Annotated in this window: 8 protein-coding genes and 1 other RNA gene; 8 read left to right on the top strand and 1 reads right to left on the bottom strand. The window is 38.3% G+C overall.

Going from position 1 to position 10674, the window contains the following annotated elements; all coding sequences use genetic code 11:
- Nucleotides 1-178 precede the first annotated feature (178 nt).
- Nucleotides 179-871: a Crp/Fnr family transcriptional regulator gene (locus M3182_RS24305; RefSeq protein WP_251560416.1), complete on the bottom strand. Its 693-nt coding sequence runs from the start codon at nucleotides 869-871 to the stop codon at nucleotides 179-181.
- A 219-nt stretch (nucleotides 872-1090) separates the two neighbouring features.
- Between M3182_RS24305 and M3182_RS24300 the strand changes: the two genes are divergently transcribed.
- The 8 genes from M3182_RS24300 to M3182_RS24265 all read left to right on the top strand — a co-directional run bounded on the left by M3182_RS24300 (nucleotide 1091) and on the right by M3182_RS24265 (nucleotide 10668).
- A complete protein-coding gene (locus M3182_RS24300; protein ID WP_251429918.1) occupies nucleotides 1091-3364 on the top strand; it encodes a DEAD/DEAH box helicase in 2274 nt (757 codons plus the stop codon).
- A gap of 29 nt (nucleotides 3365-3393) precedes the next feature.
- Nucleotides 3394-4665 (top strand): ribonuclease H-like domain-containing protein, encoded by a 1272-nt coding sequence (locus M3182_RS24295; RefSeq protein WP_251429916.1) that lies wholly within the window; start codon nucleotides 3394-3396, stop codon nucleotides 4663-4665.
- Nucleotides 4666-5085: 420 nt separating this feature from the next.
- A complete protein-coding gene (locus M3182_RS24290; RefSeq protein ID WP_251560414.1) occupies nucleotides 5086-5436 on the top strand; it encodes a CotD family spore coat protein in 351 nt (116 codons plus the stop codon).
- 261 nt (nucleotides 5437-5697) lie between these two features.
- Nucleotides 5698-6258: an SLOG family protein gene (locus M3182_RS24285; RefSeq protein ID WP_251429912.1), complete on the top strand. Its 561-nt coding sequence runs from the start codon at nucleotides 5698-5700 to the stop codon at nucleotides 6256-6258.
- A gap of 75 nt (nucleotides 6259-6333) precedes the next feature.
- Nucleotides 6334-6633, top strand: a complete 300-nt coding sequence (gene gpsB, locus M3182_RS24280) for a cell division regulator GpsB (RefSeq protein ID WP_251429909.1) — start codon at nucleotides 6334-6336, stop codon at nucleotides 6631-6633.
- An 82-nt stretch (nucleotides 6634-6715) separates the two neighbouring features.
- An RNA gene (gene rnpB, locus M3182_RS24275) (RNase P RNA component class B) lies at nucleotides 6716-7101 on the top strand.
- A gap of 374 nt (nucleotides 7102-7475) precedes the next feature.
- Nucleotides 7476-8612 (top strand): THUMP domain-containing class I SAM-dependent RNA methyltransferase, encoded by a 1137-nt coding sequence (locus tag M3182_RS24270; protein WP_251429906.1) that lies wholly within the window; start codon nucleotides 7476-7478, stop codon nucleotides 8610-8612.
- A 91-nt stretch (nucleotides 8613-8703) separates the two neighbouring features.
- Nucleotides 8704-10668, top strand: a complete 1965-nt coding sequence (locus M3182_RS24265) for an ATP-dependent DNA helicase (protein ID WP_251560412.1) — start codon at nucleotides 8704-8706, stop codon at nucleotides 10666-10668.
- The last annotated feature ends 6 nt before the right edge of the window (nucleotides 10669-10674 follow it).

Genomic DNA, 10674 nt, shown 5'->3' with positions numbered 1-10674 from the left:
ATGCAAAATGCCTGGAACGCATCCTCTTGATAACACTTGTAACATATGGGTAAGCCGTATGCCTTAATAGGGCACGTACGGTTTGATAAGGGGGAAGCCATGATAGTGGTTTCCCTACTTTATTATGATTGAGTGATATTAACCATGGCTAGATAGTTTAAAGACTAAGTAAAAAACTCTACAATAGCTCATTAAACAGAACTTCAGGGTCCAATAATAAATTGCCATTCCGATCCGTTTCCAAGAGTTCTTCTTTTTTCATTTTTGTTAAGGTACGGCTCACTGTTTCTCGAGTCGTACCAATCATGCTTGCTAAATCTTTATTGGTAAATTCTGCTTTTAAGGATACAGTTCCATCTTGCTTCTTTTCTCCATATAAGTTAGCAAGTCTAATAAGTAGTTTTATGATTTGTTCATAAGTATTATTCAACACTTGTGCTTCGAGACGTTCTTGTAGGTCGACAATTTTCTCACCAAGTACTTTGAAAACTTTTATACTTAGTTCTGGGTTATCGATAAGAACTTTTTCAAATTGAGTGATTGGAACAACCGCAAGGATAGATGGTTCTAGAACTTCTGCAAAAGCAGGATAACCACCCTTTCGAAAAAAACCGACATGCGGAAACATTTCTCCATCTTTTAAAATATTTACGATTTGTTCTCTACCGTTGATATCACTTTTATAGATTTTAATCTTTCCTTGATGAATGAAATAGACATTTTCAATCAGCTCTCCCTGCATAAACACATGACTATTTTTTGCCCATTCTCTTGTAATCGAAATTTCAGCAATTTTGTCTATCTCATATTCATCTAAATCACGAAAAAGAGCATAATTCGCTAGGAAGGTCTTTAACGCTTTTTTATTCAACACCTATCCACCTCTTTATAGAAACACTTAGTATATTATTGTAGCAAAAAAAACAGTTATATGCTCTGTAAAGTGGTCTCTTTTCCTGATAATTCTTAAAGTGGAGCGTTTTTTTGAGCGAATGCCAATTAAGGAAGAAATAGTTAATAAGAAAAGTGAATTTGCCTCTTTTTGAACGAACGTTTATTCGCTAAAATAGAAGTTATGAGGTGAGAGAATTTGAAATTCAGAAAAAACCTACAGGATATTATAGATGACTTAAAATTGGACGATTCTGTGAAAGGAAATATTGTCCATTGGCAAACAATCGATGAAAAAAAAGCCAAAACAGCAGAAATGCCTAGCGAGGTTCATCCCCTGTTAAAAGAGGCATTAAATAATAGGGGAGTAAAAGAGTTATATACACATCAAAAGACAGCATATGAGAAAGCAACCCAAGGAGAAAGCTTTGTAGCAGTTACTCCAACGGCATCCGGGAAAACGCTCTGTTATAATCTTCCCGTGTTACAAGGGATTGTTCAAAATCCCAATGCTCGAGCACTGTATTTATTCCCAACAAAGGCATTAGCACAGGACCAAAAAAGTGAGATAAATGAACTGATACAAGAAGCAGGGCTACAAATAAATAGCTATACATATGATGGAGATACTCCCGCTAACATCCGCCAAAAGGTTCGGAAAGCTGGTCATGTTGTCATCACAAATCCGGATATGCTTCATTCAGCAATCCTGCCCCATCATACAAAGTGGGTCTCTTTATTTGAAAATTTACAGTACGTAGTCATAGATGAGCTTCATATATATCGTGGCGTATTCGGGAGTCATGTCGCAAATGTCATAAGAAGGCTTAAGAGAATTTGTGAGTACTATGGTAGTAACCCTGTTTTTATTTGTACTTCGGCTACAATCTCCAACCCGCTTGAACTAGCAGAACGCCTAACAGAAAAGAAAATGAGATTAATTGATAATAACGGTGCACCTTCAGGAAAGAAGCACTTCTTGTTTTATAATCCTCCTATTGTCAATAAACCCTTGAATATTAGGCGCAGCGCAACCCTAGAAACACGGCAGCTTGCAGGTCAATTTTTGAAAAATAAAATTCAAACGATTGTTTTTGCTAGAAGTCGGGTGAGAGTAGAGATTTTATTAACCTATCTTCAAGAACTAGTCCAACATAAGCTCGGTCCAAAAGCGATTAGAGGGTATCGTGGGGGATATTTGCCCACCGAACGTAGGGATATTGAAAAAGGTCTAAGAGCGGGAGATATCTATGGAGTTGTCAGTACGAATGCTCTTGAACTAGGAGTAGATATCGGACAACTACAAGTTTGTATCATGAACGGATACCCAGGTACGATTGCTAGTGCTTGGCAGCAGGCTGGACGTGCTGGACGAAGACATGGAGAAGCCGTTGTGATTATGGTCGCCAGTTCGAGTCCTTTAGATCAATACATCATTCAACATCCCGATTATTTTTTCAATCGAAGTCCTGAGACTGCCCGAATTAATCCTGATAATCTCATCATTTTGGTGGATCATCTAAAATGTGCAGCGTATGAGTTGCCATTTAAAAAAGGTGAAACTTTTGGAGAAACAGAAGTAGAAGAAGTGCTAGAATACTTGACAGAGGAGCGAATTCTTCACCAAAATGGCGATAAGTGGTATTGGATGAATGATGCGTTCCCAGCGCACAATATCTCGTTACGTTCAGCTTCTCAAGAAAATGTTGTTATTATTGACCAAACGGATGTGGCAAATGTAAGAGTGATTGGCGAGATGGACACCTTTTCTGCCTTAACCCTTCTACACGATGAGGCCATCTATCTTCATCAAGGAATTCAATATCAAGTAGAATATCTTGATTGGGATGAGAAAAAGGCTTTTGTTCGGGAAGTAGCCGTGGATTATTTTACAGATGCTAATCTCGCTGTACAGTTGAATGTTCTAGAAGAAGATAAACACCTAAACAATGGGAAAGTAGACATAGGTTACGGAGATGTGAGCGTTCGAGCAATGGCCACCATTTTTAAAAAAATCAAGTTTGAGACTCATGAAAATATTGGTTCAGGCCCAATCCATCTGCCGGAAGTGGAGTTGCATACTAGTTCTGCATGGATTTCTTTGGATGCTGAATTGTCTACCTTAAAGGATGAACGGCTGGAACAAGGGCTGATTGGTACAGCTCAAGCATTAAAGCATATCATTCCATTATTTGTTATGTGCGACCCTCAAGATGTACATGTAATCCCGCAAGTGAAAGCATCTCATAATGAAAAACCGACCATTTTCTTTTACGATCGTTACCCAGGTGGTATTGGTTTAAGTGAAAAGGTTTTTCATGGAATTAAGGAGATTATGGAAGAGACGAAAGATATGGTTGAAAATTGTCAGTGTCAATCAGGTTGTCCTTCTTGCATTGGGACAGATACGTTTTCTGAAAAAGCAAAGATTGATGTGATAAGAATGATTAATTCGTTTTTGGAAGGAAAATAAACCGATTTATTGTTGGGAGGGGGGAATTTATGTCTCTGAAAAATAAGCTGAACCGCTTGAAACCACATCTATCTACTGGCGTTTCTACTCAATTGAGTGAAAGCCAAGTAAATGAGCAGCCAAAAGCTGAAAGTCTAAAAGAAGACATACCTTATCTAGATATTTGGGAAAAGGAAAATACGAACCCCTATTTCTTTGATGACACATATTGTCTAGTTCGAAAAGTGGAATATCCCTTAAATTACCAACATGGTCATTATCGGTTTGCGGATACGATTGAGGCTGTAAATCAGTGGAACCAGGAAGGAATTCAGCATCCTCTATCATCAGCAGGGCATACAGCTAACAATCTTTTCTTTTTCGATACAGAAACAACGGGTCTCGGTGGGGGAGCAGGCAATACGATCTTTTTACTAGGACATGCAAGTCTAGGAACACATTCAGTCACTTTAACCCAACATATATTGCCACAGCCTGGGGCTGAGGTAGCCTTATACCATAGTTTTCTATCGTCCATTGACTATACAACTCTAGTTACTTACAATGGCAAGGCATTTGATTGGCCACAGGTAAAAACAAGGCACACGCTTGTGAGAGATCATGTTCCAAAGTTGCCATCATTTGGGCACTTTGACCTTTTTCATGCAGCAAGAAGAATGTGGAAGCATAAAATTGAAAAAATGAAACTCACAAATGTCGAGAAAGACATCCTTGGTTTTACACGCGAAGACGATATACCTGGATACTTGGCGCCTATGATTTATTTTGATTTTCTAGAACGAAAAAATCCTGAAGGCTTACTTGGGGTAATGAAACATAATGAACTAGATATCCTCTCTTTAATTACCCTCTATACACATTTGTCCTTTCAGGTATTGGGGAGAGATCATGGAAGAAGTATAAGGGAAACTTATGAAGTGGGCAGATGGTTTTCATATTTAGGAGAAAGGGAAAAAGCGAAAGAAAATTTTTCTTCCATTGCAAAGGGTGATGAATCTGACTCTTTAAAGGCGAAGCATGCGTTAGCATTTGAATATAAGCGAAGTAAAAGATTGAGCGAGGCGGTTTCGCTTTGGGAGGAAACAGCAGAAAAGAGTACTCCAGAGATTAGAATTGAAGCATGCATTGAACTGGCTAAATTTCATGAACACAAAAGTAAAAATATGGAAAAAGCGTTGTGCTTTTGTGAAAAAGGGAATGCTTTAATAGAACAATTAGAGCAAACTAAAAAGGTTAGTCGCTGGGAGAAAGATTTAAAAAAACGGGTTCATAGATTGTTAGCAAAAATAGATAAGGAATAAGCTACAATCATTTCCCTGGCAACCGCAATCTTCTCCAATAAATTACAAATTTTGCGTTGGTTTTTCATCATTCGATATTATGTCACAGAAATGTAATATATTTCTGATAAAAAACAGCATTTTTATATTGTTTATCTTTGTTCTCAACGTTAAAATGTTAATTTGTGTGGGGAAAATTAAATTTCATTTACGGGGATGTTAAGATGTATAAAGCAATATTAGTGATGTTTTTTGTCGTTGTTTGTTTAACCGCAATTGTTTTTACCAGTCTGAAAGATAATTTTTATGCTTTTTTATAGAAGAATTAGTCATCTAGCGAAAGCTTGTTGATAAAAATAGGTATTTGCATTAGTACAAGATACTCCTTCCTTTCATAGCCTATTAGTGTAATAACTAAAAAACTAAGGAGGAGATTTGTATATGCATTGCAGACCTAATAAGGTGTTCCCAGCAATTGTTCATCCGACGAAATGCTGCGTAACCAATACTTTTTCGAATAATGTTGTGCCACATATTCATCCATCACACACAACAAACGTTCACCACGAGAACTTTGATCATGTCCACTATACAACGCACACTCAATCAAATGTGAACCAAGTAACTCATCAGCATCATTATGGTGGACCACGTCCGCCACTGGGTGGCCCAGGTGCTGGCTTTGGTGCAGGCCCAGGATTTGGTGCAGGCCCAGGATTTGGAGCAGGACCAGGATTTGGTGCGGGTCCAGGATTCGGTGCGGGTCCAGGATTTGGTGGCTTCGGTAGATAAAAGTGAACAGGGGCTTTTAAACAAAAGCCCTTGTCTTTAGCTAATAAGACAATTGTTTAAATCGCATATCTTCTATATATGTTAACGCTGTATATGCCTAAAAGGCTCGCCAATCGGCGAGTTTTCTTTATAATTTAGGAAAGTATAAATAGTTCTAACTTAGCAGGGGATTAGATCTTGACCTAAGTTGATGTTCTAGTCACCTGGCGATAATAAAAGATCGTTTAACAAAAGACGTCAAGCTAGTTAAAGGGGGATAATATGGCCAAAGTTGCAGTCGTTTCAGGGTATAAATCTTATGAGCTTGGAATATTTAAACAAAATGATCCGGCAGTAAAATATATTAAAATGGCCATTCTACGAGAATTAAAATCTTTAGTTGAAGAAGGATTAGAGTGGGTTCTTATCGGCGGACAATTAGGGGTTGAGTTATGGGCAGCAGAGGTAGTATTCCAGTTACAAGAAGTAGTACCTGACTTAAAATTATCCGTTCTCACACCTTTCCTTAATCAAGAAGAAAAATGGAGTGAATCCAACCGCGAGTGGTACGAGTCAGTAGTAATCCAAGCTGATCATGTTGATGCCATTACAAAACGCCCTTATGAAAAGCCTTGGCAGCTTAAAGTGAGCAATGATTTTCTAATCCAAAAAAGTGATATCCTAATTCTTCTTTATGATGATGAAAAAGATGGAAGTCCTAAGTATCTCTTAGAATCTGCAAAAAAGCGTCAAGAAAAAGATGGTTATGATATTCGGTTAATCAATTTTAGTGATTTACAATTATTAATTGAAGAAGAGCAATTTAAAGAACAAAATTTTTAAGAGTAATGAAAATTGACAAATTACAAGGTTTTTGAAAGAATATAAATTGAGGATTGGGGTAAGATGAGGTGATGAATGATGAGTGAAAAAGTCAATCTAACAGCGAAAGAAATTTTAGAAAAAGAGTTTAAAACAGCAATGCGTGGATACAAACCTGAGGAAGTAGACAAATACTTGGATTTAATCATAAAAGACTACGAGAACTTTCAACAAGAAATTGAGGATTTACAGCAGGAAAATATGAGATTAAAGAAACAATTAGAAGAAGTTTCAAAGCGTCCAAGTACACAACCTGCGGGTACAACTAATTTTGATATTCTTAAGAGATTGTCAAACCTAGAAAAACATGTCTTTGGAAATAAATTATACGAGTAATCTATTTATTTCCAGATTTTCAATTTCATTACCATTGCTATCTTGATGTTGATTACATATAATAGTATAGTAATCGTTAATAACGTTCGGGTAATCGCTGTAGCTTTTGTGTTGCAGAGGAAAGTCCATGCTCGCACGGGCTGAGACGCCCGTAGTGTTCGTGCCTGGCCAATTCATAAGCCAGGGCAGTCGCTGACTTAGCGGCTGACGGCTGGGAAATTGCCTAAGTCTAATGATATGGCAAGAGTACCTATAAAAGTGCCACAGTGACGTAGCCTTTCTAGAAATAGAAAGGGTGGAACGAGGTAAACCCCGCGAGTGAGAAACCCAAACTATGGTAGGGGCACTTTCTTGGAGGAAATGAACGAAGAGAAGGACAGGTTTTATTACCTGTAGATAGATGATTACCACCTGAGTGCGAGACAAAAGTCGTTTGTAGCACAATGGAACAAAACATGGCTTATAGAACGTTATTAAACGATTTTTGTATGAGTGTTTTAGCTCTTCCTATTTTGGGAGAGCTTTTGTCTTTTTACATGGCTGGGTTAAAGTTAAATGTTGATTTTAGCAGAAAGCATAAATACTCTTGGGGGAGGGGACTCCATGGGAGCAAGCGTGAGGAGTAAGAGGCGACGCCGACTTTCCGGCCAAGTAGACAGACTCCCGGACTACCTGTGGGAAAAGCGAAGTACCTAGAGTGGAGTTCTCAACTTCTTTTCACAGAGCTATACAATAAGCACAAAAGTTGAGAACAGATTTTAATACATAGTTGGTATCTGTTCATTAAAACTGATATGATGAACTACAGAGATTTTGACTTTACATCATTAAGGGTGAAATAAATGAAATATGATTTAATTGCTACTTCAGCAATGGGGCTTGAAGCGATTGTGGCGAAAGAGGTTCGAGCGCTTGGCTATGATTGCGAAGTCGAGAACAGTCGAATTACATTCAAGGGAGACGAGTCAGCGATTGCTAGATGTAATATGTGGCTTCGCACGGCTGACCGGGTGAAGATTAAAGCTGGTGAGTTTAAGGCTTTTACGTTTGATGAATTATTTGAAAAAACAAAGGCTATTCCTTGGGAAAAATTTTTACCGGAGAACGCTGAATTTCCTGTTAGTGGGAAATCCCAGAAATCAAAACTTTTTAGTGTTTCAGATTGTCAAGCAATCGTAAAGAAGGCCATTGTTGAGCGCTTAAGAAAGCACTATAAGAGGACAAGTTGGCTTGAAGAAAACGGACCATTATTTAAAATTGAGGTTTCACTTGTAAAAGATGTCGCAACATTAACGATTGATACCAGCGGCAGTGGGCTCCATAAACGTGGATATAGGGTGAGTCAAGGTGAAGCACCTTTGAAGGAAACCCTTGCAGCAGCACTAGTCTCATTGACAAATTGGACTCCAGATCGACCGTTTGCTGACCCGTTTTGTGGATCAGGAACGATTGCTATTGAGGCGGCATTAATCGGTCAAAATATTGCCCCTGGATTTAATCGGGAATTTGTTTCGGAAACATGGGACTGGATACCTGAATCTATTTGGGACCAAGCACGTAACGAGGCAGAAGACTTGGCAAAATATGACCAACCTTTAGAAATCATCGGATCTGATATTGATCACCGAATGGTGAAAATTTCGGAGGAGAATGCTTTTGAAGCAGGTTTGGGAGATTTAATAACATTTAAACAAATGCGTGTCCAAGATTTTCGAACGAACAAGGATTTCGGGGTTATTGTAAGTAATCCTCCTTATGGAGAGCGACTAGGCGAAAAAAAGGCCGTTGAACAAATGTATAAAGAAATGGGACAAGTGTTAAGCCCACTTGAAACATGGTCGGTTTATATCATGACTTCAAATGAAGATTTTGAAAAACATTTTGGAAAACCTGCAACTAAAAAAAGGAAACTTTTCAATGGGTTTATCCGCACTGATTACTATCAATACTGGGGCAAAAGGCCTCCACGGGAAAAATAAAAGAAGTGATGTACCTATCTACATATTGTGCATATCGATAGGTATAATAAAAACGGGATCGAAGGAAGCGCCGGTATAGCGGCGCTTTCCTATGTTGGAGGGATGGATTTTGCCTGGTAGTCTGCCATTTACAATTGCAAAGACAGAGTCTTTTTTTGAGAAATTAAACGAATGGATTGGCGATGTTTTTTATGACATCTTACCGGAAGCTGGATTTGACTTGCGTGATGAACAAATATTCATGGCATTTCAATTAGAAAAGGCTTTTAAAGAGAAACAGGTTATCTTTGCGGAAGCTGGAGTTGGAACAGGCAAAACAATTGTCTACCTTCTTTATGCTATATGTTACGCTAGATACATGAATCAGCCAGCAATTATTGCGTGCGCTGACGAAAGACTGATAGAGCAATTAGTCAAAAAAGAAGGGGACATTTCTAAACTCGAAGCGGCATTAAACTTAAATATTGATGTTCGATTGGCGAAATCACGAGATCAATACCTATGCTTAAATAAACTTGACGCTCTTATAAATAATGATGTTGAAACCCATCAATTTGTTCAGAACCGTTTACCGAGCTTTGTTCATGAAAGTTCAACCTTACAAAAGTTTCATCGCTACGGAGATAGAACGGATTTTCCCGATTTAACAGATGAGCAATGGGTGGATATCGGTTGGGACCCTCTCCAAGATTGCTTGGCATGTAGCCGTCGCCACCGCTGCGGATTAACGCTACAACGGGAGCATTATCGCCAAGCAGCGGACTTGATTGTATGTTCACATGATTTTTACATGGAACATGTTTGGACGAAAGAGTCTCGAAAACGTGAAGGTGAATTGCCTTTTTTACCTGATGGAAGTTGTGTCGTTTTTGATGAAGGGCATTTGCTAGAGTTTGCTAGTCAAAAGGCTTTAACATATCGCTATACTGAACGAACACTTGAAACGTTACTTACGAGAGTTATGGATAATGATGTTCGTGATAAGACTTTGGTTTTAATGGAAGAAGCAATTGCGGTAAATGAAGAATTATTTATTGAGTTAGCCAAACGTAGTTCCGAAAGCCAATCTTCAGAGAAAATGACAGTCCAACGAACGCCTTCGGTTATCAGTTTAGCTGAAAAGTTATTATGGATTCTTGATGCCCTCCAAGAGGAGTTTGTTTTTGAAAGTGAAATGTTCGTCATTAATGATTATAATTTAAAAATTGTTGAAGAATATTTAGATCAAATAAGTTATTCACTCTCTTTATTTGCAAGACGATCAGTAGGGATTAATTGGTTAGAAGATCGGAATGGAGAAAAGACATTAGTCATTATGCCGAAAATGGTAGAAGAAGTTCTTCGTAAAGAGGTATTCTCTCAAGAAAAGCCTTTTATTTTTTCTTCAGCAACGCTATCAGATCATAACTCGTTTGAATATCTGGCAAATAGCCTGGGAGTTGAGGAGTATCTTTCGTTCTCTGTAGAGTCCCCATTCGATTATGAAGAAAGAATGAGCATTGTGCTCTCAGAATTCGTTCCTAATGACTTTATAACCAAAGCAGACTTTACGGTGGAGCAGTTAAAGAAAAGTCAGGGAAGAGCTCTGGTTTTATTTACGAATAAAGCAGAGTTAGAAAGGTTTAAAGATTATGTGCAAAAGAACGAGTTTATTTTTCCTGTTTTATTTGAAGGAGAGGCGGAAATTTCTACACTTGTCTCAAGGTTTCAAAATGAGGAACAAAGCGTTTTATGCTCGTTGAACCTATGGGAAGGTCTAGATGTTCCAGGAAGAGCATTGGAAAATGTGATTTTGTTTGACTTACCATTTCCACCGAACGACCCTGTATTTGCAGCAAAACGTGAGGAAGCTAAGGATGCATTTCTCGAGGTGGATCTACCTTATATGATTCTTCGTTTACGACAAGGAATTGGGCGATTGATACGCAGTCATTCAGACCGCGGGACTATTCATCTATTGTTGGACCAAACAATTGATCCTGTAGTTCTTGAACGAATTCTCTTGGTACTTCCGGTAAAGCCAGAAAAAAATATTCAAAGCATCGATGGAAGATAGTAGATT

This window comes from Mesobacillus maritimus, from assembly GCF_023715205.1.
Classification (GTDB): domain Bacteria; phylum Bacillota; class Bacilli; order Bacillales; family Cytobacillaceae; genus Mesobacillus_B; species Mesobacillus_B maritimus_C.
The sequence above is the reverse complement of the archived record's forward strand: the minus strand, read 5'-3'. Positions and strand labels throughout refer to the sequence as shown.